The following is a 21,929-nucleotide window of genomic DNA, read 5'->3' as shown; positions in this document are numbered from 1 at the left end:
CGCGAGAACATGCACGACCCGAGGCCGGACGTCCGGTATCCGGCCATTCGGCAGGAATCCGTCGCAGTGAGGGGTCAGTCGAGGAGAACCGCTGGCCGCGCGGGCGTCGCGGCGGCGATTCGGTCGGCGACGGCGTCGCCGAACTCCACGTGGCCGTCGGCGGTCAGGTGGAGGTCGTCGTCGAGGTAGTCCAGGGCGAGGTCACTGGTCTGGACATACGGCACGCCGTACTCGCCGCTCAGGCCCGCCAGCAGCCCGTCGACCCGGGGCACCGCCGTGGCCCGCGCGGGTGCGCTGGCCGGGCCGACGACCACGACGTGCTGACCGGCCAGGTCGGCCATGAGGGCACGGAAGCCCGCCTCGATCGCGGCCGGCGACTGGTCGAAGTCGTTGAGCCCGCCCTCGACCACCACCAGCGACGGGCGGACGCCGAGGGCGGTGGGGGCGCGGTCGTGGAACGACACGGCGCCGCACGTGCTCGCGCGGGCGCTGAACCCGGAGCCGGAGAAGCCGGCCACGTGCACCTCACCCTCGAGACGGGCGGGCCACGAGCGCGCGAGGTCGTCCTGGCCGAGGCCGACCGACCACGAGTCGCCGATGACGAGCACGGGCGCGCCGGTGCCGGTGACGATCGCGGCGCGGGCGCGCGAGTCGGAGCGGTGGTCGCGGCAGCGGGTCTGGCCGGCGTCGGCCGTGTCGGCGACGTAGAAGGCCATGAGGGCAGCGAGCACCACGGTGACGACTGAGGCGCCGACGACCCGGCGCAGGTTCCCCCGATGGAGCACGGGTCAATTGTGGGGTGCCGGACGCCTCCTGGTCACCGGATCGACCCTGAGATTTCCCCGACATCGGGTGCGGGCCGGATCGGCGCGCGCCGGGACGCTCCGCCGCCCTACGCTCGCGGCATGACGAGCGACCTGCTGGCGGCCTACGACGAGCAGCTCCGGCGCGAGGGCGAGATCGGCCGCGCCGACGACGTGCGCGAGCACGGCCCCCTGCTGTGGGCGGTCTTCGACCACGGCGGGTTCGTCACCTACCGCGACCTCGGCGGGGCCGAGGGCGACGCCGTCGACTCCCTCGTCGAGGCCACCGTCGCGCACTTCCGCGACGACACGGACGTGGCGTCGTTCGAGTGGAAGACGCGCGGCCACGACCTGCCCGCCGACCTCGGCGAGCGGCTAGAGGCCCACGGCCTGGTCCCCGAGCCGCGCGAGACGGTGATGGTCGGCGAGGCCGCGCTGCTCGCGGTCGACGTCGAGGTGCCGCCCGGCGTCGTCGTACGCCGCATCGAGCCCGGCCCGGGTGCCGCGGCCGACGTGGCGCGGATGCTCGAGGCGCAGGAGTCGGTGTTCGGCACCGGACGGGGGCCGTCGGTGGACTCGTCGCTGGCCGAGCTGGAGGCCGGCAGCTCGGAGCTCTGGATCGCCGAGGTCGACGGCCGGGTCGTCAGCGGCGGGCGGCTCACCCCGGTCGTCGGCACCGCCTTCGCCGGCATCTGGGGCGGCTCGACGCTGCCGGAGCTCCGCGGCCGCGGCATCTACCGCGCCCTCGTCGCCGCCCGCGCCCGCTCCGCCCTCGAGCGGGGGATCCGCCTGATCCACTCCGACTGCACCGACATGTCGCGCCCGATCCTCGAGCGCTCGGGCCTCGTCGCCGTCACCACCACCACGCCGTACGTCTGGACCCGCTGACCCCTGCCCCGGCGTCCGAGGACGCGGCGGGGACCGGAACGGGGGGCCGTGGGCACTGCGGGAGAAATACCCGGCCCCGGTGGGAACATCCCGCGCCGCCATGCGTTGAACCCAGTGATGAGAGTTGAGCCAGATCGACTCAACTGTTTTGCCAGATCGGACGACAGTCGTCAGGATGGGTCTCATCGGCGGGTGCCCCGCACCCGTTCCCCAGACATCGACCCCGGATCCACCGGGGCGCAGCAGGAGGTAGACACATGGCACGAGCGGTCGGCATCGACCTCGGCACGACGAACTCCGTCGTCGCCGTCCTCGAGGGTGGCGAACCCACCGTCATCGCGAACGCCGAGGGCGCGCGGACGACCCCGTCCGTGGTGGCCTTCACCAAGTCGGGCGAGGTCCTCGTCGGTGAGGTCGCCAAGCGCCAGGCGGTCACCAACGTCGACCGCACCATCCGGTCCGTCAAGCGCCACATGGGCGAGGACTGGAAGGTCGACATCGACGACAAGACCTTCACCCCCCAGCAGATCAGCGCCTTCGTGCTGCAGAAGCTCAAGCGCGACGCCGAGGCCTACCTCGGCGAGACCGTGACCGACGCGGTCATCACCGTGCCGGCCTACTTCTCCGACGCGCAGCGCCAGGCCACCAAGGAGGCCGGCGAGATCGCGGGCCTCAACGTGAGCCGCATCGTCAACGAGCCCACCGCGGCCGCGCTGGCCTACGGCCTCGACAAGGGCGAGGACCAGACCATCCTCGTCTTCGACCTCGGCGGCGGCACGTTCGACGTGTCCCTGCTCGAGATCGGCGAGGGCGTCGTCGAGGTCAAGGCGACCTCCGGCGACAACAACCTCGGTGGCGACGACTGGGACAACCGCGTCGTGGAGTGGATGGTCAAGACGTTCAAGTCCAACTTCGGCGTCGACCTCGGTGCCGACAAGATCGCCAAGCAGCGCCTCCAGGAGGCCGCGGAGAAGGCGAAGATCGAGCTGTCCTCGAGCTCCGAGACCACGATCCACCTGCCCTACATCACCCACGGCGAGGGCGGCCCGCTCCACTTCGAGGAGAAGCTCACCCGCAGCGAGTTCCAGAAGATGACGGCCGACCTGCTCGACCGCACCAAGGCGCCCTTCCAGTCCGTGCTCAAGGACGGCGGCGTCGCGGTCTCCAACATCGACCACGTGGTCCTCGTCGGCGGCTCGACCCGCATGCCGGCCGTGACCGACGTCGTCAAGGAGCTGCTCGGCGGCAAGGAGCCCAACAAGGGCGTCAACCCGGACGAGGTCGTCGCCGTCGGCGCGGCCCTGCAGGCCGGCGTCCTCAAGGGCGAGGTCAAGGACGTGCTGCTCCTCGACGTCACCCCGCTGTCCCTCGGCATCGAGACCAAGGGCGGCGTGATGACCACGCTCATCGAGCGCAACACCACGATCCCGACCAAGCGCTCGGAGATCTTCACGACCGCGGACGACAACCAGCCGTCGGTCGAGATCAAGGTCGCCCAGGGCGAGCGCCAGATGTGGTCGCAGAACCAGCCCCTCGGCAACTTCGAGCTCACCGGCCTCCCGCCGGCCCCGCGCGGCGTGCCGAAGATCGAGGTCACCTTCGACATCGACGCCAACGGCATCGTCCACGTCTCCGCCAAGGACCAGGCGTCCGGCCGCGAGCAGTCGATGACCATCTCCGGCGGCTCCGCCCTCGGCAAGGACGAGATCGACCGCATGGTCAAGGAGGCCGAGCAGTACGCCGAGGAGGACGCCAAGCGGCGCGAGGCCGTCGAGGCCCGCAACCAGGGCGACCAGCTCGTCTACACCACCGAGAAGTTCCTCGCCGACAACGGCGACAAGCTCCCCGACGACGTGAAGACCGAGGTCCAGGCGGACGTCGACGCGCTCAAGGAGACGCTCGCCAAGGAGGACGCCACCTCCGAGGAGATCACCGCGGGGATCACCAAGCTCGGTGAGTCCAGCCAGAAGATGGGCGCCGCGATGTACGCCGCCGCCGAGGCCGACCAGGCCGCCGCGGGTGGTGCCACCGGCGCGACGGGCGAGGCCGACGACGACGTCGTCGACGCCGAGATCGTCGACGAGGCCGACGAGGCCGGCCCGGAGGGTGAGTCCAAGTGACCAGCCCCGGCAGCGAGTCCTTCGGGGACGCGGCCGGCGAGATGGCCAACGAGACCGAGGTCGAGGCGCCCGTGGAGGGCGCCTCGGCCCCGGCCGGCCAGCCGGACGCCGACGCCACGCCCGACGACCACGCCGAGGAGATCAGCGGCGTGGACAACTGGCTGGAGGAGGGCGGCCCGCTCGAGCCGCAGGACGTCGCGGAGACCGAGCAGGTCGCCGCGTCCGCGGAGGTGCAGCTCGCCGAGCGCACCGCCGACCTGCAGCGGCTCCAGGCCGAGTACGCCAACTACCGCAAGCGCGTCGACCGCGACCGCCAGGTGGTGGCCGAGAACGCCACCTTCCGGGTGCTCGCGCCGATCATCGAGGTGCTCGACACCATCGACCGGGCCCGCGAGCACGGTGAGGTCGAGGGCGGCTTCAAGGCTGTCGCCGACCAGCTCGAGGGCGTGGTGGCCAACCTCGGCCTCACCCGTTTCGGGACCCCCGGCGACGCGTTCGACCCCAACCTGCACGAGGCCCTGAGCCACCTCGGCACCGACGCCGACGTGACCGTGCCGACCTGCAAGCACATCGCCAAGGCGGGCTACAAGATCGGTGACCGGGTGGTGCGTGCCGCCCAGGTGCTGGTCGTCGACCCCGCCGACGCCTGACCGACCACCCACCGACGGAGAGGAGGTTCACCCGTGGCAGACACCGACGGCTTCCGCAACGACTGGGCGACCAAGGACTTCTACCAGGTCCTCGGCGTCACGCAGGGTGCCAGCGCGGCCGACATCAAGAAGGCCTACCGCAAGCTGGCGCGGGAGAACCACCCCGACTCCAACCCGGGTGACAACGCCAAGCACGACCGGTTCAAGGCGGTCGCCGAGGCCTACGACGTCATCGGCGACGAGGCCAAGCGGGCCAAGTACGACGAGTTCCGAACGCTGCAGTCGCGCGGGGGCTTCGGCCCCGGCATGGGCGGCGGCACCGGCGGCGGTTTCGGCGGGGGCGGCTTCAACCTCGACGACCTGCTCCGCGAGCGGGGCGGCGGCGGTGGCGGGCTCGGCGACATGTTCGGCGACCTCTTCGGCGGCGGTGGCGGCCGCGCGCGGACCCAGTCCCGCGCGCGCCGCGGCCCCGACGTGGAGAGCACCGCGACGATCGGCTTCACCGACGCCCTCGACGGCGTCACGGTCTCGCTCCGGCTGACCTCCGACGCTCCCTGCCCGACGTGCCAGGGCACCGGGGGCAAGCCGGGCACGAGGCCCCACGTCTGCCCGCAGTGCGAGGGCGCCGGCTTCGTCGTCGCCGGCAGCGGTGGCGCGTTCTCGATCAACGAGACCTGCCCCGGCTGCGGTGGTCGCCAGCTGGTCTACGACGAGGCGTGCCCGACCTGCCACGGCAGCGGGCGCGGCACCTCGGCGCGCACCATCCAGGCCCGGATCCCGGCCGGGGTGAAGGACGGCGCCCGGATCCGGCTGAGGGGCAAGGGCGGCGCCGGCGAGGGCGGCGGGCCGGCCGGTGACCTCTTCGTCACCGTCAAGGTCACCCCGCACCGCGTCTTCGGCCGCTCCGGCGACAACCTCACCCTCGAGGTGCCGGTCTCCTTCGACGAGGCCGCGCTCGGCGGCGAGGTGAAGATCCCGACGCTCGGCGGCGCACCGGTCACGCTCCGGCTACCGCCGGGGACGCCCAACGGGCGTACGTTCCGGGTGCGCGGCAAGGGCGCGACCCGCCGCGACGGCAGCAAGGGCGACCTGCTGGCGACCGTCGAGGTGCAGGTCCCGGCCCAGCTCGACCCGACCGCACGGGAGGCCGTCGAGGCCTACCGGGCGGCGATGGCCGGCAAGCCGCTGCGCAGCGGTCTCTTCGAGGCGTGAGGACGAGCCGATGACGTCGACGCCGTTCACCCCGGACCCCGACGCCGCCGTGTTCGTCATCAGCGTGGCGGCCGAGCTCACCGGCCTGCACCCGCAGACCCTGCGCGCCTACGAGCGGATGGGGCTGATCGCCCCGGGCCGCACCGGCGGTGGCGGTCGGCGCTACTCCCACCGCGACCTCGAGCGGCTGCGCGAGATCGCCGACCTCACCAGCTCCGGCATCGGCATCGAGGGCGTGCGCCGGATCATGGCGCTGGAGCACCAGGTCGACGCGCTCCGGGCGCGCAACGACGAGCTGGTCGCAGAGGTCGACGCCCTGCGCCGCCTGCTGGCCGCCCGTTCGGCCCCCGGCCAGACGGCCAACAAGCTGCCGGTCCTGCACCAAGCGGTCGGCCAGTCGATGGTGGTCTGGCGCCGGGGACGCTGACGCGCCAGCGGACCGCGGTCGGACCCGGCGGCTAGGGTTCCCGCGTGCGGCAGCGCGAGCTCGAGACGGCGGACCGGTGCGCGTCATCGGTCGGCCTCCCCGGGGCTACCCCGGGGACCACCGGTACGTCCGGGCTCAGCACCGCGCGCGACGCGCTGCGCTTCGCTGCAGGAGATCGCGCGCACGACGGGACAGGTCGAGGCGCGCTGCCGCACCTCGCCGGGTCGGTCCCGGCCCGCTCGTGAGTCCCGACCTCGCGCGCGCCCTCGCGGCCGCCTTCCTGGGCGGGGAGTGGACCGAGCCGGGGCTGGTGGCGAGCGGTGCCGGCCTGCTGGGACGACGCCCCGCGTGGCTGCGCCCGCTGGCGCGCCAGACCCTCGCGCTCTACCCCCGCCCGCCGCTCGACCGGCCCCGTGAGCTGGCGACCAACGTCGCGTCGCGCCCCGCCGCCGCCCGCGCCGGGGCGGCCGCGCCTCTGGCCCAGCCGGTCGCGCAGACCCGGATGGTGGCGAACCGCTGGCGGCTGCCGGAGCTCGACACCCTCGCCGACCTCGCCGGCTTCCTCGGCCTGACCGCGACCGAGCTCGACTGGTTCTCCGACCCCCGCAGGCTCGCCCGCGACGCGTCCGCCGTGCCCCTGCAGCACTACCGGATCAGCCACCGCCCGGCTCCCAGCGGCGCGATCCGGGTCCTCGAGGCGCCGAAGCCGCGCCTCAAGGCCCTCCAGCGTCGGCTGCTGCGCGAGCTGGCCGGCCGGATCCCACCCCACGACGCGGCCCGCGGCTTCCGCCCCGGCGGGTCCGTGCGGTCGTACGCCGCGCCCCACGCCGGACGCAGCGTGGTCCTGCGCCTGGACCTCGAGGCGTTCTTCGCGAGCGTGACGGTCTCGCGGGTCTACGGCATCTGGCGCTCCGCCGGCTATCCCGAGCCCGTCGCGCACGCCCTGGCCGGGCTGGTGACCACCGTGCTGCCGCGCGCGGCCTGGCGGTCGGTCCCGCGGCCCGCCGACGACTCGCTGCTCGACGCCCACTGGCGGCTCGGCCGGAGGCTCGCGGCCCCCCACCTGCCCCAGGGAGCCCCGACGTCGCCGGCGATGGCCAACCTCGCGGCGTTCGGCCTCGACGTACGGCTCACGGCGCTGGCGCGCTCGTGGGGTGGCCGCTACACCCGCTACGCCGACGACCTGGCCTTCTCGGGAGAGCGGGGCTGGGGCACGGGGACGTCGCGGCTGCTCGACGCGGTCGAGGTGGTCGTGCGCGACGAGGGCTTCCGGCTCAACCCGCGCAAGACCGGCGTCATGCCCCGGGCCGGGCGCCAGCGGCTCGCCGGGCTCGTGGTCAACGACGCGCCGCGCGTCGCCCGGGAGGAGGTCGACCTGCTGCGCGCGATCCTGCACAACTGCGCCCGCTTCGGCCCGAGCACGCAGAACCGCGCGGGCGTGGTCGCCTTCGAGGACCACCTCCGCGGCCGGATCGTGTGGGTCGCCCAGCACGACCCGGTGCGCGGCGCCCGGCTGCTGGAGGCCCACCGCGCGGTCGACTGGAGCCGGTGAAGCCGGGCTGCCGACGCGGCTGTCGGTGCGGCCGCCTAGGGTCGAGGGGTGAGTGAGCGATGAGCAAGGAGAACGCCCTGCGCGCGATGCGCGAGGCCCGCTACGCCGAGGCCCAGAAGCGAGCGGCTCAGGCGCCCGCGCGGCGGCCGGCCCCGGTCTCGCCCCCGGCGGAGCGGACGCCGGCGGCTCGGGCCAAGCCTGCCGCCGCGCCCGCGGCCGCCGAGGCGACGGACGAGCTGTGCGGCCACCGCAACATGAGCGGCCGCACCTGCACCCGCGAGAAGGGCCACGCGGCGAAGAGCCACCGCTACTCGTGAGCCGACTCAGGCGCTGAGCGCCTCCTCCGGCACACCGGTCGGGTGGGGCGCGGCCTCTCCGCGCAGCTCGGCGACCTGCGCCACCAGCAGCGCCATCACCTCGTCTGCGACCCGACGCACCGTCGCGTCGTCGACGGGCTGGTCGCCTGCCCGGTCGTCGTTCAGGCCGGCCAGGCGGCGTACGTCGACGGGCTCGCCGACGGCGACCGTGACCCGCGGTCGCAGGACGGTGTTGCGCAGCAGCCGGGTGACGATGCCGGTGCGGTCGACGACCCGCTCCGCCCCGACCATCGCGACCGGGACGAGCGGGGCGCCGGTCCGCAGCGCGAGGCGCACGGCGCCGGTCCTGGACCGCTCGGGCCAGCGCTGCGGGTCGCGGGTGATCCGGCCCTCGGGGAACAGCCCGACGGCCTCGCCCGCGGCGAGCGCGTCGGCCGCGGCGTCCAGCGCGCCGGCGGCGGCAGCGGTGCCGCGCTGGACGGGGATGAAGCCGAGCCGGCGCACGACCGGTCCGACGAGGCCGGAGCGGAAGACGCCGCCGGTGGCCATCAGCCTCAGCGAGCGGCCGAGCCGACGGCCCACGAGGGCGAGCAGGATGCCGTCGGCGAAGCTGGTGTGGTTGGCGACCACGATGAGCGGGCCGTCCGGCAGGTCGCGCTGGGGGACGGCGCGGCGGGTGAGCTCGAGGCGGCTGACCGCGGAGACGACGGTGCCGAGCAGACCGGCGGCGAAGGCGTACAGGAGTGCGGCGCGGAGACCGGGCCGCTGCCAGGTGCTGGTGTCCATGCGACGGAGTCTGGGCCACCGACCGGCCGCCGCGCGTGCGTATGCGCACTCAGGTCGCGTTGCGCGGGTGAGCCATCACCGGTGGGTCAGGACGGCCGAAGGGCCCGGCCCCCAGGGGGACCGGGCCCTTCGCGGGTCCGCGCTGACCGGCGTCAGTCGGGGATGTAGTCGAACGTGTCGGGGTTCGGGCCGGTGCGGCCGGCCTCGCCCTTGTCGAGAGCGGAGATCCGGGCGACCTCGTCGTCGGTGAGGGAGAAGTCGAAGAGGTCGAAGTTGTCCTCCACGCGGCTGCGGGTGACCGACTTCGGGAAGACGATGTCGCCGCGCTCGATGTGCCAGCGCAGGGTGACCTGCGCGGTCGACTTGCCCTTGGCCTCGGCGATCTCGGAGATCACCGGGTCGTCGAGGACGCCGCCCTGCGCGATCGGCGACCACGCCTCGGTGGCGATGCCGTGCTCGGCGTTGGCCGCGCGCACCTCCTCGTTGGTGAAGTAGGGGTGCACCTCGACCTGGTTGATCACCGGCACGACGCCGGTCTCGTCGACGATCCGCTGCAGGTGGGCGGGCTGGAAGTTGGAGACGCCGACCGACGCGGCGCGGCCGTCCTCGACGAAGGAGGCCATGGTGCGCCAGGTGGAGACGAAGTCGCCGTCGTAGCGGGTGGGCAGCGGCCAGTGGACGAGGAACAGGTCGATCTTGTCCAGGCCGAGGTCGGAGAGCGTCTTCTCGAACGCGCGCTCGGCGTCCTCGGGGCGGTGGAAGCCGTTGTTGAGCTTGGAGGTCACGTAGACCTCCTCGCGCGCGATCCCGGAGGAGCGCAGCGCCTCGCCGACCTCCTTCTCGTTACCGTACATCTCCGCGGTGTCGATGTGGCGGTAGCCGACCTCGAGGGCCGTGGTCACGGCCTCGACGGTGTCGGCGGGGTCGATCTGGAACACGCCGAAGCCGAGCTGCGGGATCGTCGTGCCGTCGTTGAGCTTGATGCTGGGAACGGTCATGCCAGGCACAGCACGACACGCCGGGGGCGTTATTCCGGCCGGTCCGCGAGTCCCGCCCGCAGGGGTGGCGGACCTCACGCCCGCCAGTGGCGCGGGCGGGTGAGGTGGTCCGGGAGCTGCGTACGGCCGTCGCCGCGGGCGGCGTTGAGCTGGGGCTGGGTGAGGAACAGTGCGGTGGACAGGTCGGCGCCGCGGACGTCGGCGTCGCGCAGGTCGGCGCCGAGGACGTCGGCGAGCCGGAGGTCGGCGTCGCGCAGATCGGCCGCGATCGGCAGCGCCCGCGGAACGACCAGCCCCGCCGGTCGCCGCGCAGGTCGCGGCCGGCGAGGTCGGCGTGGGTGCGGTCGGCGGCGCCGGGGATCCCCTCCGCAGGCGGGCGCTGGCGGCGCCGAGCAGGGCGCGCGACGCGCAGGTGGAGCCCGTCGAGGTCGAAGGTGAGGAGGTCGACCGGCGCGGCCGCGGTGAGCGCCTCGACCTCGGTGGCCGCCCGGGCGGCGTCCGCGTCGGGGGAGCGTCGGGCGACCTCCGCCAGGTGGACGAGGACCTCGTGGAGCTGGCGCATCACCGACAAGGTGGCCGCCATCTCGCCGAGGTTGTCCTGCTCGCGCCACGAGACGCCGTCGTAGGTCACCTGGGAGACCTGCTGCCCGGCGCCGAAGCACTCGAAGACCGTGCAGCCCGGCCAGCCGTCCTCACGCAGCGTGGCGTGGATCGAGCACGAGTCGTCGGAGGCGAGGTTGAGGCACGGGGTGCCGCTGGGCTTGTCGACCCCGAACCCGGACGACGCGGCGAACGGCATCAGCACGCAGCACAGCCCGAAGCAGCGCGAGCAGTCGGAGGTCAGCTCGGGAGGCGGCACCCGCCGGATGCTGCCACGTCGCGCCGACAGCGACTGCGGCGGCTCAGTAGAAGCCGTACTGGATCGCGAGCGCGTTGACGACGCAGAGCGCGACGAACAGCGCCCCGATGACCCGGTTGTCGAACACGTACTTCCCCATCCGTCCACTGTCGGGCGCGGACCGCCGGCGGTCTCCGTGGCTGGCGTCAAGGTTGCTGCTGGATTCCGGCAAGGTCGCGCGCGGGGTCACGGCGTGTGCCTGGTCGTATCGTGGTCCCATGTCGACCCCGGGCCTGAACCCCGCCTCCCCGCTCAAGCTGCAGTTCCCGCAGTCGCTGGCGGTCTACGACGACTACGCCAAGGCGCAGAAGAGCGTCGACTTCCTCGCGGACGCGGACTTCCCCGTCGACCAGGTGATGATCGTCGGCACCGACCTCAAGCGGATCGAGCGGATCACGGGCCGGCTGACCTGGTCGAAGGTCGCGGTCGGCGGGATCCTGTCGGGCCTGTGGCTCGGCGTCTTCATCGGCCTGGTCTTCGTGCTGTTCACCAACGAGGCGCTGCTGGCGGTGCTGCTGAGCACCGCCCTCATGGGTGCGTCCTTCGGCCTGGTGTGGGCGCTCATCGGCTACGCCTTCACCCGCGGCCAGCGCGACTTCTCCTCGGTCACCCAGGTGGTGGCCACCCGGTACGAGGTGCTGGTGGAGAACAAGCACGTCGCGCAGGCGCGCGAGCTCCTGGCCGGCCTCCCGGGCGCGCTGCCCGACCCGTTCGCCTGACCACCTCGCGGCGGGTGCCCGGTTTGATCCCTGCGGCGGTCCGCGCGATGGTGGAGGGGACACATCCGCCATGTCGGAAGGAGAGCCGATGCTTGCTCTCACCGAGAACGTGACCGAGATCGTCAAGCAGCTGACCCAGGAGGTGCCGGAGATCTCGGCGCTCCGGATCGCCGCCGAGCCCGACGGGCAGGGACTCTCCGTCTCGCCCGCCGACCAGGCCGTCGCCGACGACCAGGTCATCGAGCAGGACGGCGCGACCGTCTTCGTCGACCAGACGGCGTCCGCGCTGCTGGACGACAAGGTGCTCGACGGCACCGTCGACGCGGAGGGCAACATCCAGTTCGCCCTCGGCCAGCAGGCCTGACGCACGAACGCCCCACGCCGGAGCCCCGGACCCTCCCCACGGAGGTCCGGGGCTCCGGCGCGTGTCAGCCCCGCTTGGCGGGCGAGAGGACCAGCACGCTGAACAGCAGCGTGAACACCACGCCGGCGGCCACGAGGATCTTGATCGCGGCCGGTACGTCGACGAAGAACGCGGGCAGCGAGGTCAGCGTCACCACCACGAGGCTGCCGACGGCCAACCGAGCGGCGGCCCGGTTGCCGGTGCGCCACGCGACGACGCAGGCGACGAGGGCGATCGCCGACAGGACGGTGCAGACCCAGAGGATCGCCATCGGCGGGCCGGCCTGGTCGCCGGTGTCGGGCGGCATGAAGGCGGCCGGGAGGTTCGTGACGGCGTAGAAGAGCGCGAGGCCGAGCCCCACCTTGTTCTTCGTGCTCCAGGTCGCGGGGGCGGAGGCGGTCGGTGCGGCGGTGGCGGTCATGGTCGGACTCCTTCTCGGGTGGTGGTGCCTCCAGAGTCGTGCCGTGCGCGCCGCCCGGGATCGGCGTACGTTCCCCATCATCAGGGAGGAATCCTGGTTCGGGTAGGAGCAGGATACCGGGTCAAGGACACCCTCCAGGCAGGACGATGAGGCCATGGACCCGATCCGCGTCGTGCTGGTCGACGACCACCCGGTCGTGCTGGGCGGCCTGCGCGCGCTGCTGGACTCGCTGCCCGACTTCGAGGTCGTGGGCGAGGCCGTCGACGGGGAGGCGGGGGTGCGGGAGGTGGTGCTGACCCGCCCGGACGTGGTGCTGATGGACATCCGGATGCCCGGCATCGACGGGCTGGAGGCGACGCGTCGGATCCGTGAGGCGGCCGAGGGCGTCGCGGTGCTGGTGCTGACGATGTTCGACGACGACGACACCGTCTTCGGGGCGATGCGTGCCGGCGCCCAGGGCTACCTCCTCAAGGGCGCGTCCCAGGCCGAGATCGACCGGGCGATCCGCGCCGTCGTCGCCGGGGAGGCGATCTTCAGCCCCGGCGTCGCGCAGCGCGTCCTCGGCTACTTCGCGGCGCCGCCGCCGGTCGCGGAGCCCTTCCCCGAGCTGACCGCGCGCGAGCGGCAGGTCCTCGACCTGATGGCCGCCGGCGAGCGCAACCAGGCGATCGCCGACCGGCTCTTCCTCTCCCCGAAGACGGTCGCCAACCACATCTCGTCGATCTTCGTGAAGCTCGCGGTCGCCGACCGTTCCGCCGCGATCGTCCGGGCGAGGCGGGAAGGGCTGGGTGGGTCGTGACGGCGGTGCTCGCTGCCGCCGTGCTCCTCGGGGTCGTGACGACGGTCGCCGGCTGGATGGTCTGGCAGGCGGGGCGCTCGCGCGCCTCCGCCTGCTGCCTCGTGCTCGGTGGCGTCGCGGTCCTGCTCGGCTGCGCGGCGGTCCTCCTCGACCTCGACGGTGCTGCGCCGCCGGTCTTCCGGCTCGCTGCCTTCCTCCTGCTGCCGCTGGCCGTGCTGGCCTACCCCCGCCTCTCGTGGCGAGAGCCCGTGTCGTTCGTGCTGCTCGTCACGGTGGGGGCGGCCGGCGTCCTCAGCGTGGTGTGGGACCGGGCGGCCGACCCGATGGCGTACGTGCTCGTCGTCTCGCTGCTGCTGCACGCCTGGTGGGCCTACGAGCAGGGCGACGCCGAGGACCGGCGGGCGCTGGCATGGTGCTCGCTGGCCTGGATCGGCGTCGGCGTGGTGGTCGCGGCCGCGGGGCTGCTCGCCGAGTCGGCCGGTGCCGGGAGCTTCGCAGCGCTCGGCGTGGTCTTCCTGGTGCTCGTGGTGGTGGGGCCGGTCGCGATGGTGGTCGGGGTGGTGCGACCGGACCTCGTCGACGTCCGCGGCCTGGTCACGCGGGCGGTGGTCGCCGCCAGCGTGGTCGTGGTGAACCTGTCCGTGGCGCTCGGCCTCACCTCGACCGCGGAGGCGCTGCAGGGCGAGCCGCTCGCCGTGACGCCCGTCGTGGTGCTGTGCGCCCTGCTGGCCTTCGGGGTGCGGCCTCTGCAGGTGCTGCTGCGCGGGGTGGTCGACCGGCTCCTCTTCGGCGACCGGCCCGACCCGCTGGCCGCGGCGACCTCGCTCGCGGACCGGATCGGCGACGACCCGACGCTCGCGCTCGCTGCCGTGCGGGAGGCGCTCGTGCTGCCGTACGCCAGCATCCGCTCGGGCGGCGCCGAGCTCGCGTCGTCGGGCACCGAGGTGACCCACACGCGGGTGCTGCCGCTGCGCCTCGGCGCCGACGAGGTGGGCGAGGTCGTCGTCGGCCTGCGCGCCGGCGACCTGGCGCTGTCGGCCGCCGACGAGGACGTGCTGCGGATCGTCGCCCCGCTGCTGGCCCAGACGCTGCGGGCGCAGCAGATGACCCACGACCTCCAGCGCTCGCGGGAGGCGGTCGTGTCGGCGGTCGAGGAGGAGCGCCGCCGGCTGCGGCGCGACCTGCACGACGGCCTCGGCCCGACGCTCAGCGGTGTCGCGTTCGCGACCGACGCCGCGCGCAACCAGGTGCGCTCCGACCCGGACCGCGCCGAGGAGCTGCTCACCCAGCTGCGCGCGACGACCGCGGACGCGATCACCGAGATCCGGCGCCTGGTCGAGGGACTGCGCCCGCCGGCGCTCGACGAGCTCGGGCTCGAGGGGGCGATCCGGCAGCACGCCGCGACGCTCCACTCGGCCTCGGGCGTGCCGCTGCCGGTGACCGTCGACGTGCCGGCGCCGCTCCCGAGGCTGTCCGCGGCGACCGAGGTCGCGGCCTACCGGATCGTGGTCGAGGCGCTGACCAACGTCGTGCGCCACGCGGCCGCGTCCCGTGCCGCGGTGTCGATCCGCGTCGATGCCGGACGCCTGACGCTGGACGTGCGGGACGACGGCCCGTCGGCGGCAGGGTGGGTGCCCGGGGTGGGGCTGGCGTCGATGCGCGAACGCTCGGCGCAGGTCGGTGGGACGCTGACCGCGGGGGCGACGGCGCACGGCGGGGCGGTCGAGGCGTCGATCCCGCTGGGCGACGGTGGAGCGGAGCGACCGACCTAGCGGCCCGCCGCTCCAGTGACCTTGCGGCCCCGCCGCCCCAGCCACCGGATGAGCGCGACGAGCCCGAGGCCGGTGATCGCGACGCCGAGCGGCACGACGTACACGAGGACCTCCAGGCCGTCGCCCCAGCCGGACTCGGCGTAGCGCCGGACGCACACGGAGGCTCCCCACGTCAGTGCGCCCACGCTGGCGAGCAGACCGGCGACAGCCCAGCGCCAGGACCACGCCGCTATCACTGCGACGAGCCCGAGGGAGAGCAGTGCTGCCGCGAGGTAGAACGGGCCGTCGATGAACTCGGTGTCGTAGGTGTCGCCCCCGAGCAGGGTGACGCCCGGGGCGACGACGAGCGCGGCGGCGGTGCCGGACCACGCGACGAGGGCGGCGGCGGCGGCGAGAGCGGCGGTCCAGACGGACCGGCCGGGGAGGGTGGTCATGCCCCGAACCTAGGCATCGTCGGGACCGAGACGGGTGAGCACGGGTGCTCAACCCGCCGGCCGGGCGCGACGACACCACCTCCTCGAAGTTGAGGGGAATCGACTCAACTTCTCGCGCGTTGGACCAGATGGGACCAGAGTGGACCCGGACGGGGGCGCGAGCGCCGTCCGTCGCAGCAGACACGGAGGAGTTGAGTTGAGCACGTTCGGTGCCGAGAAGTTCACGACCCGCAGCCGCGAGGTCGTCGAGGCGGCGCAGCTCGCCGCGACCACGGGTGGCAACACCCACACCGAGCCGATCCACCTGCTCGTCGCCCTGCTCAAGCAGGAGGACGGCGCGACCCGGAGCCTGGTGCAGAAGGCGGGGATCGACCCGACCGTGCTGCTGGCCCAGGCCGAGCGCGTCCAGCAGCAGCTCCCGCGGGCGACCGGCTCCACCGTCCAGCAGCCCAGCGGTTCCGCGTCGCTCACCCGCGTGCTCGCCTCCTCGCTCGACCTCGCCGGGTCGATGAAGGACGAGTTCGTGGCGACCGACCACCTCCTCGTCGCGATCGCGACCGTCGAGTCCCCCGCCCAGAAGGTGCTCACCGACGCCGGCCTCTCCGCCGACGGGTTGCGCGAGGCGATCACCGCCGTCCGCGGCAACCGGCGCGTCACCAGCGAGAGCGCGGAGGCGTCGTACGAGTCGCTCGAGAAGTTCTCCGTCGACCTGACGAAGGCGGCCGAGGACGGGCGGCTCGACCCCGTCATCGGACGCGACGCGGAGATCCGCCGCGTCATCCAGGTGCTGTCGCGCCGCACCAAGAACAACCCCGTGCTCATCGGCGAGCCCGGCGTCGGCAAGACCGCGGTCGTGGAGGGCCTCGCCCAGCGCGTGGTCACCGGCGACGTGCCCGACTCGCTCAAGGGCCGGCGCGTGCTGTCGCTGGACCTCGCCGCGATGGTGGCCGGAGCGAAGTACCGCGGCGAGTTCGAGGAGCGGCTCAAGGCCGTGCTGGAGGAGATCAAGGACGCCGGCGGCCAGGTCATCACCTTCATCGACGAGCTGCACACGGTCGTCGGGGCGGGGGCCGGCGGCGACTCCGCGATGGACGCCGGCAACATGCTCAAGCCGATGCTGGCGCGCGGCGAGCTGCACATGATCGGCGCGACCACGCTCGACGAGTACCGCGAGCGGATCGAGAAGGACCCCGCGCTCGAGCGCCGCTTCCAGCAGGTCTTCGTCGGCGAGCCGAGCGTCGAGGACACCATCCAGATCCTGCGCGGCATCCAGGAGAAGTACGAGGCCCACCACGGCGTCCGGATCACCGACGCCGCGCTGGTGGCGGCCGCCACCTTGTCCGACCGCTACATCACCGGCCGCCAGCTGCCCGACAAGGCCATCGACCTGATCGACGAGGCCGCGTCCCGCCTGCGGATGGAGCACGAGTCCTCTCCGGAGGAGATCGACCAGCTCCGTCGCCGCGTCGAGCGGCTCAAGATGGAGGAGTTCGCGCTGGCCAAGGAGACCGACGACGCGTCGGTCGAGCGGCTCGAGGCGCTGCGCAAGGACCTCGCCGACAAGGGGGAGGAGCTCCGCGGCCTCGAGACCCGCTGGGAGCGGGAGAAGGACCAGCTCCAGGGCGAGGGCGAGCTGCGCCGCCAGCTCGACGCGCTCAAGGTCGAGGCCGACAAGCGGCTGCGCGAGGGCGACCTGGCCGGCGCGTCGGAGATCAACTACGCCAGGATCCCCGCGCTCGAGAAGCAGATCGCGGAGGTCGAGCAGGCCGAGGCCGTCGACCTCGAGCCGCTGGTCGGCGAGGAGGTCGGCGCCGAGCAGATCGCCGACGTCGTCGAGGCATGGACCGGCATCCCCACCGGCAAGATGCTCCAGGGGGAGACCGCCAAGCTGCTCGAGATGGAGTCCGTCATCGGCGAGCGGCTGATCGGCCAGCGCGACGCGGTCGCCGCGGTCAGCGACGCCGTACGCCGCTCGCGCGCCGGCATCGCCGACCCGAACCGGCCCACCGGCTCGTTCCTCTTCCTCGGCCCCACCGGCACCGGCAAGACCGAGCTCGCCAAGTCGCTCGCGGACTTCCTGTTCGACGACGAGCGCGCGATCGTGCGCATCGACATGAGCGAGTACGGCGAGAAGCACTCCGTCTCGCGGCTGGTCGGCGCCCCTCCCGGCTACGTCGGCTACGACGAGGGCGGCCAGCTCACCGAGGCCGTCCGCCGCCGCCCCTACAGCGTCGTGCTGCTCGACGAGGTGGAGAAGGCGCACCCCGAGGTCTTCGACGTCCTGCTGCAGGTCCTCGACGACGGCCGGCTGACCGACGGCCAGGGCCGTACGGTCGACTTCCGCAACACCCTGCTGATCCTCACCTCCAACCTCGGCTCGACCTTCCTGGTCGACCCGCTGCTGGAGCCGGAGGTGAAGAAGGAGTCCGTGATGGGGGTCGTGCGCTCGCACTTCAAGCCCGAGTTCCTCAACCGGCTCGACGAGGTCGTCATGTTCGACGCGCTGTCGAAGGACGACCTGGCCCACATCGTCGACCTCCAGCTCGCGCTGCTCGAGAAGCGGCTGGCGGTGCGGCGGATCACCATCTCGGTGACCGAGGCGGCGCGGTCCTGGCTGGCCGAGACCGGCTTCGACCCGGCCTACGGTGCGCGCCCCCTGCGCCGGCTGATCCAGTCGGCCATCGGCGACCCGCTGGCGCGGCTGCTGATCGCCGGTGACGTCACCGACGGCGGCGCGGTCACGGTGGACGTGGGCGAGGACGGGCTGGCGCTGACGGTCTGACCGCATGCCCGGAGCTCAGGCTGTAACGCCGGGTTGCCGGTTGTACCCACCACGTGTACCGGGGTGCGTGCCGCGCGTAACCCGGCGTTACAGTCGGTCCACGCGCCCGGCCGCTCGGGATGGTCGGGCACCTTCTCTCGGGAGTACCACGATGCATCGTCCGACCCTGCCCGCGCGCGCCCGCGCCGGGCGTACGCCGCTCGCCGCCCTCGTCGCCCTGCTGCTCGCCGCGGCCCTGGTGCTGGGCGCCGCCCCCGCCCAGGCCGCCAGCGCGTGGCCGGTGACGAAGGCCGGCCAGGCCCGCAACAACAACGCGATGGCGCTGCAGTACCTGCTGACCTCGCGCGGCTACGCCACCACCGCCGACGGCGCCTTCGGCAGCGGCACGACGGCGAACCTCAAGGCCTTCCAGTCCGCGGCCGGGATCAGCCCGGCCGACGGGATCGCCGGCAGCGGCACCTGGCCGCGGCTGGTCGTCACCGTCGGCCAGGGCTCGACCGACACCAACGCGGTGAAGGCGGCGCAGACCCAGCTCAACAAGTACGGCGCGAACCTGGTCGTCGACGGGGTCTTCGGCTCCGGGACGCGCGCGGCGGTCGTCAGCTTCCAGGCCGGGCACGGGCTGTCCCAGACCGGGACCGTCGACACCGCCACCTGGCAGGAGCTGCTCGGCTACAGCCAGGCCGGCGACCAGACGCTCTGCTACTCCACCGGCGGCACCACCGCGTCGAGCCTCTCGTCGGCGCAGGTCACCAACGTGCGCTCGATCCTCGCCACCACCCGCAGCGCCGGCGGCAACCGCAACGCGCAGGTCATCGCGCTGATGACGGCCATGCAGGAGTCGAAGCTGTGCAACATCCAGTTCGGCGACCGCGACTCGCTCGGGCTGTTCCAGCAGCGCCCGAGCCAGGGGTGGTGCTCCGGTGGCACCGCCTGCGTGAACCCGACCTACGCGACGCAGGGCTTCCTCGGCGTGTCGGCGTACACGACCAACCGTGGCCTCTTCGACGTCTCCGGCTGGGAGTCGATGAGCAAGACCCTCGCGGCCGACGCGGTGCAGCGCTCCTGCTGCCCGAACGCCTACGCGCAGTGGGAGTCGCTGGCTGGCACGCTGGCCGACACCTACTGATCACTGCCTGACTTCTGCGGCATCCCTCAGCCGGTGCTCAGCCGGTTGGGGGATGCTGTGGCAGGTGACCTCGACGACGACCGACGCAGCCCGCCCGTGGTGGCGGCTGCGCGACACCCCCGTGCCGGGCGGGATCCCGGAGCTGGCGAGGGCCCTGCTGTGGACCGAGCTCGCGCTCGTCCTGCTGGTGTCGCTCGGCCGGTCCGCGATCTACTCCGTGGTGAGCATCGTCTCCGCGCTCACCGCCCCCGGACCCCTGTCGTCGCAGGCGGCCAACCTCAACAACAGCCTCGCCCCGGACCGGCCGTGGCTGGACCTGACCTACCAGCTGCTGCGGATCGCCTTCGCGCTCGTGCCGGTCGCGCTCGCCGGCTACCTGCTGGTCCGCTCCGGGACCCGGCTGCAGGAGGTGTGGGCCCGGGGCGGACGCTGGGCCTCGTGGCGCGACCTCGGCAACGGCGCCTGGCTGGCGGCCGGCGTCGGGTCGGTCGGCGTGGTGTTCTACCTCGCGACCTTCGCCCTCGGCACCAACCTCACCGTGGTCGCGCAGTCGCTGCCGGGCGAGTGGTGGCAGGTGCCGGTCCTGGTGCTGTCGGCCGCGCAGAACGCGGTGCTCGAGGAGTACGTCGTCCTCGGCTTCGTGCTGGTGCGGCTGCGCCAGCTCGGCTTCGGCGACACCGCGGCGATCGGCCTCGCGGCGCTGCTGCGCGGGAGCTACCACCTCTACCAGGGGCTCGGTGGCTTCGTCGGCAACCTCGCGATGGGGCTGCTGTTCGGCTGGCTCTACCGCCGCTGGGGGCGCGTGATGCCGTTCGTGGTGGCCCACACGCTGCTCGACGTGGGCGCCTTCGTGGGCTACGCCGTGCTCGCCGGGCGGGTCGACTGGCTGCCGACCCTGTGACCCGCCCGGCGAGGCGCGGTCAGCGGCGGACCTTGACCTTCTTCGACGACCGCTTGGTCGTCGCGTAGCCCTTCTTCTTCACCTTGACCACGACGGAGATCTTCTTCCCGCGGTCCTTGGCCCGGAGGCGGTAGGTGGCCTTCTTGGCCCCCTTGATCTTCTTGCCGTTCTTCATCCACTGGTAGCGGACCTTGACGCTCTTCGTGGCCGGCTTGGGCTTCCAGCCCTTGAGCGTCACCGACAGCACGCGCCCGGCCCGCGGCACGCCGCGGAGCTTGGGCTTGCGGGTCTTGAACTGCGCCTTGCCGACCACGACCGGGGCGGTGCCGGCGATGACGGTGGCGTAGTTCGGCGCCGAGCCGAAGACCTGCAGGCTCAGGGTCTTGCCGATCGACTTGCGGCCGAGCTTGAAGGTGCTCGAGGTCGCGCCGGAGACCGGGGCGCCGTCGAGGAACCACTGGTAGCCGAACGTGACCGCCGGCGCCCAGCTGCCGGTGACCGCCCTGGCCTTGCCCTTCCAGCGGGCAGCACCACCGATCGCCACCGCGCCGGGGTAGATCTGCGACTGGCGGTAGTTGGCCGCGAGCGGGACCTGCTCGTTGATCGCCTGGGCGTTGAACGTGTTGACCGGCGCCGTGGTGCCCTGCGGGCGCCCGTTGACGAGCAGGTTGGGGTTGGAGAAGTTGAGCGTGCGGACGCAGGTGTCGCACGTCGTGGGGTAGGCCATGATCGTCAGCGTGTTGCCGGGGACGTCGACGTAGCCGCGGGCGTAGGGCTTGCCCTGCGGGGCCTCCGAGGCGCCCGCGTCGTGGCCGGCGCTCAGGTTGTGGCCGACCTCGTGGGCGAAGGTGAGGTTCGAGGTCGCGCACCCGTCGACGTAGAGCGCGGTGAAGGCGTTGGCCGCGTCGTTCTCGGCGTCGCCGCTCCCGCCGAGGAAGCCGATGCCGCACGTCGCCCGCGCCGGGTCGCTGCCGGAGAGCCACATGCTGACGAGGTCGGCGTGGACCACGTCGCGGTAGCCCGCGATCTCGTCGTAGAGCCCGTCGTCGGGGTCCTGCATGGCGAACAGGACCGAGCGGACGCTGGACAGCTGCGGCTGCGCGAGCTGGCGGGTGCCGACCAGGCGCAGCTGGGTCGCGACGCCCGACGTGGTGAACGCCTGGTTGGCCTGGGCGATGCCCTGGGCGAACTGGGCCTGCATCGGGCCCTCGCCGAGCTGGGCGGGCAGCGAGGCGGGGTAGACGATCGCGATGTCGACGGTCGTGGACGCGTCGCTCGCGACGGCGGCTGCGCCGTCGGAGGTGCTCCCGGAGGAGGGGCGCGCCTGCACCGCGTCTCCGGCCTCGTGGGCGTGGTCGGCGTGGCTGTCGCGCGGGGCGACCACGTCCTTGCCCTCGGCGACCGTCGGGCCGGCCTCGGTGACGACGTAGTCGCCGTCCTTGGTGCTGGCGACCTCGTAGGTGCCGTCCTCGGCGGAGGAGACGGTGATGTGGCGGAACCCGCCCACCTCGACGGCGCTGAAGGTGCCCTTCTCGCCCTCGAGCCGGCCGGCCCAGGCGGTGACGCCGCCGGAGGAGGTGCGGCGGTCGACGACCGCGGTGACCGCGGCGTCCTCGAAGAGCGCGAACCCGAGCCGGTCGCCGGCACGGGCGGCGTCGAGCGCCGCGTCGTCGAGCGTCGTCGGGCGCGAGCGGACCGCGCCGTTCGGGATGGCGCTGCGGGCGTCGATCGACGAGCCCCCGCTGAGCAGCTGGACCGGACGGTCGGCGCCGGTGGGCGCGGCGACGGCCACCGGCGGTGGCGTCGTGGCGGCCAGCGCGACCGCGCAGATGCCGGCGACGCCGGCGAGCTTCCTGTTGATGGACATGTGGGAGTCCCCCTTCTCTCCTGAGCCCTCCTCCCCGTGGGCGGAGGGCGC

General features: G+C 73.2%; 21 protein-coding genes. 14 read left to right on the top strand and 7 right to left on the bottom strand.

Translation table 11 applies throughout. The features are described 5' to 3' along the window. Nucleotides 1-74 precede the first annotated feature (74 nt). A complete protein-coding gene (locus LN652_RS11365) occupies nt 75-785 on the bottom strand; it encodes an SGNH/GDSL hydrolase family protein (RefSeq protein WP_230440742.1) in 711 nt (236 codons plus the stop codon). 120 nt (nt 786-905) lie between these two features. Between LN652_RS11365 and LN652_RS11360 the strand changes: the two genes are divergently transcribed. From LN652_RS11360 to LN652_RS11330, 7 genes are all read left to right on the top strand, one after another. Next, nucleotides 906-1,691, top strand: coding sequence for a GNAT family N-acetyltransferase (locus tag LN652_RS11360; RefSeq protein ID WP_230440741.1), 786 nt, complete (start codon nt 906-908; stop codon nt 1,689-1,691). 257 nt (nt 1,692-1,948) lie between these two features. After that, the gene (dnaK, locus tag LN652_RS11355) at nt 1,949-3,811 is read left to right on the top strand and encodes a molecular chaperone DnaK (RefSeq protein WP_230440740.1); all 1,863 of its coding nucleotides are present in this window, start codon (nt 1,949-1,951) and stop codon (nt 3,809-3,811) included. Continuing rightward, entirely contained in the window at nt 3,808-4,461 is a 654-nt protein-coding gene (gene grpE, locus LN652_RS11350; RefSeq protein WP_230440739.1) for a nucleotide exchange factor GrpE, read from the top strand. Before dnaK ends, grpE begins: the two co-directional genes overlap by 4 nt. A 33-nt stretch (nt 4,462-4,494) precedes the next feature. Further along, nucleotides 4,495-5,673 carry a molecular chaperone DnaJ gene (dnaJ, locus tag LN652_RS11345; protein ID WP_230440738.1) on the top strand — a complete coding sequence of 393 codons (1,179 nt, stop codon included), beginning with the start codon at nt 4,495-4,497 and terminating at the stop codon, nt 5,671-5,673. 10 nt (nt 5,674-5,683) lie between these two features. Then, on the top strand, nt 5,684-6,100 hold the full coding sequence (locus tag LN652_RS11340) for a heat shock protein transcriptional repressor HspR (protein WP_230440737.1): 417 nt from the start codon (nt 5,684-5,686) through the stop codon (nt 6,098-6,100). A gap of 241 nt (nt 6,101-6,341) precedes the next feature. Then, nucleotides 6,342-7,652, top strand: a complete 1,311-nt coding sequence (locus LN652_RS11335) for a reverse transcriptase family protein (protein ID WP_230440736.1) — start codon at nt 6,342-6,344, stop codon at nt 7,650-7,652. A gap of 59 nt (nt 7,653-7,711) precedes the next feature. Further along, nucleotides 7,712-7,969, top strand: a complete 258-nt coding sequence (locus tag LN652_RS11330) for a hypothetical protein (RefSeq protein ID WP_230440735.1) — start codon at nt 7,712-7,714, stop codon at nt 7,967-7,969. Between the two features lie 6 nt (nt 7,970-7,975). Here the strand turns inward: LN652_RS11330 and LN652_RS11325 are convergent, their stop codons facing one another. The 3 genes from LN652_RS11325 to LN652_RS11315 form a co-directional block, all read right to left on the bottom strand. After that, a complete protein-coding gene (locus LN652_RS11325) occupies nt 7,976-8,755 on the bottom strand; it encodes a lysophospholipid acyltransferase family protein (RefSeq protein ID WP_230440734.1) in 780 nt (259 codons plus the stop codon). A 152-nt stretch (nt 8,756-8,907) separates the two neighbouring features. Next, a complete protein-coding gene (locus LN652_RS11320; RefSeq protein ID WP_230440733.1) occupies nt 8,908-9,753 on the bottom strand; it encodes an aldo/keto reductase in 846 nt (281 codons plus the stop codon). Between the two features lie 74 nt (nt 9,754-9,827). Then, nucleotides 9,828-10,364, bottom strand: coding sequence for a pentapeptide repeat-containing protein (locus tag LN652_RS11315; protein WP_230440732.1), 537 nt, complete (start codon nt 10,362-10,364; stop codon nt 9,828-9,830). A 505-nt stretch (nt 10,365-10,869) separates the two neighbouring features. On the opposite strand from LN652_RS11315, the gene LN652_RS11310 reads away from it, so the two are divergent. Continuing rightward, nucleotides 10,870-11,370, top strand: coding sequence for a general stress protein (locus LN652_RS11310; RefSeq protein WP_230440731.1), 501 nt, complete (start codon nt 10,870-10,872; stop codon nt 11,368-11,370). An 88-nt stretch (nt 11,371-11,458) separates the two neighbouring features. Further along, entirely contained in the window at nt 11,459-11,734 is a 276-nt protein-coding gene (locus tag LN652_RS11305) for a Fe-S cluster assembly protein HesB (protein ID WP_230440730.1), read from the top strand. A 64-nt stretch (nt 11,735-11,798) separates the two neighbouring features. Here the strand turns inward: LN652_RS11305 and LN652_RS11300 are convergent, their stop codons facing one another. Then, a complete protein-coding gene (locus LN652_RS11300; protein WP_230440729.1) occupies nt 11,799-12,194 on the bottom strand; it encodes a hypothetical protein in 396 nt (131 codons plus the stop codon). Nucleotides 12,195-12,348: 154 nt separating this feature from the next. On the opposite strand from LN652_RS11300, the gene LN652_RS11295 reads away from it, so the two are divergent. Both LN652_RS11295 and LN652_RS11290 read left to right on the top strand, forming a co-directional pair. Continuing rightward, nucleotides 12,349-12,993, top strand: a complete 645-nt coding sequence (locus tag LN652_RS11295) for a response regulator (protein WP_230440728.1) — start codon at nt 12,349-12,351, stop codon at nt 12,991-12,993. Then, nucleotides 12,990-14,765 (top strand): sensor histidine kinase, encoded by a 1,776-nt coding sequence (locus LN652_RS11290; RefSeq protein WP_230440727.1) that lies wholly within the window; start codon nt 12,990-12,992, stop codon nt 14,763-14,765. Before LN652_RS11295 ends, LN652_RS11290 begins: the two co-directional genes overlap by 4 nt. Here LN652_RS11290 and LN652_RS11285 read toward each other — a convergent pair. Next, nucleotides 14,762-15,199 (bottom strand): hypothetical protein, encoded by a 438-nt coding sequence (locus LN652_RS11285; protein ID WP_230440726.1) that lies wholly within the window; start codon nt 15,197-15,199, stop codon nt 14,762-14,764. The genes LN652_RS11290 and LN652_RS11285 overlap by 4 nt on opposite strands. 196 nt (nt 15,200-15,395) lie before the next feature. Between LN652_RS11285 and clpB the strand changes: the two genes are divergently transcribed. From clpB to LN652_RS11265, 3 genes are all read left to right on the top strand, one after another. Beyond that, nucleotides 15,396-17,981 (top strand): ATP-dependent chaperone ClpB, encoded by a 2,586-nt coding sequence (gene clpB / locus LN652_RS11280; RefSeq protein WP_230440725.1) that lies wholly within the window; start codon nt 15,396-15,398, stop codon nt 17,979-17,981. 151 nt (nt 17,982-18,132) lie between these two features. After that, nucleotides 18,133-19,110, top strand: coding sequence for a peptidoglycan-binding domain-containing protein (locus LN652_RS22150; protein ID WP_407941490.1), 978 nt, complete (start codon nt 18,133-18,135; stop codon nt 19,108-19,110). 64 nt (nt 19,111-19,174) lie between these two features. Next, complete coding sequence (locus LN652_RS11265) at nt 19,175-20,011, top strand: CPBP family intramembrane glutamic endopeptidase (RefSeq protein WP_230440724.1); 837 nt, start codon at nt 19,175-19,177, stop codon at nt 20,009-20,011. Between the two features lie 19 nt (nt 20,012-20,030). Here LN652_RS11265 and LN652_RS11260 read toward each other — a convergent pair whose 3' ends face one another. Further along, nucleotides 20,031-21,878, bottom strand: a complete 1,848-nt coding sequence (locus LN652_RS11260) for a reprolysin-like metallopeptidase (protein ID WP_230440723.1) — start codon at nt 21,876-21,878, stop codon at nt 20,031-20,033. Nucleotides 21,879-21,929: the final 51 nt, after the last annotated feature.

The organism is Nocardioides okcheonensis (genome assembly GCF_020991065.1).
Lineage (GTDB): Bacteria > Actinomycetota > Actinomycetes > Propionibacteriales > Nocardioidaceae > Nocardioides > Nocardioides okcheonensis.
The sequence above is the reverse complement of the archived record's forward strand: the minus strand, read 5'-3'. Positions and strand labels throughout refer to the sequence as shown.

Coding starts and splice junctions, on each gene's coding strand:
- LN652_RS11260 (WP_230440723.1), bottom strand. CDS start 21,878: ATGTCCATCAACAGGAAGCTCGCCGGCGTCGCCGGCATCTGCGCGGTC.
- LN652_RS11330 (WP_230440735.1), top strand. CDS start 7,712: ATGAGCAAGGAGAACGCCCTGCGCGCGATGCGCGAGGCCCGCTACGCC.
- dnaK (WP_230440740.1), top strand. CDS start 1,949: ATGGCACGAGCGGTCGGCATCGACCTCGGCACGACGAACTCCGTCGTC.
- LN652_RS11295 (WP_230440728.1), top strand. CDS start 12,349: ATGGACCCGATCCGCGTCGTGCTGGTCGACGACCACCCGGTCGTGCTG.
- LN652_RS22150 (WP_407941490.1), top strand. CDS start 18,133: ATGCATCGTCCGACCCTGCCCGCGCGCGCCCGCGCCGGGCGTACGCCG.
- LN652_RS11325 (WP_230440734.1), bottom strand. CDS start 8,755: ATGGACACCAGCACCTGGCAGCGGCCCGGTCTCCGCGCCGCACTCCTG.
- LN652_RS11310 (WP_230440731.1), top strand. CDS start 10,870: ATGTCGACCCCGGGCCTGAACCCCGCCTCCCCGCTCAAGCTGCAGTTC.
- LN652_RS11305 (WP_230440730.1), top strand. CDS start 11,459: ATGCTTGCTCTCACCGAGAACGTGACCGAGATCGTCAAGCAGCTGACC.
- LN652_RS11360 (WP_230440741.1), top strand. CDS start 906: ATGACGAGCGACCTGCTGGCGGCCTACGACGAGCAGCTCCGGCGCGAG.
- LN652_RS11340 (WP_230440737.1), top strand. CDS start 5,684: ATGACGTCGACGCCGTTCACCCCGGACCCCGACGCCGCCGTGTTCGTC.
- LN652_RS11285 (WP_230440726.1), bottom strand. CDS start 15,199: ATGACCACCCTCCCCGGCCGGTCCGTCTGGACCGCCGCTCTCGCCGCC.
- LN652_RS11320 (WP_230440733.1), bottom strand. CDS start 9,753: ATGACCGTTCCCAGCATCAAGCTCAACGACGGCACGACGATCCCGCAG.
- LN652_RS11300 (WP_230440729.1), bottom strand. CDS start 12,194: ATGACCGCCACCGCCGCACCGACCGCCTCCGCCCCCGCGACCTGGAGC.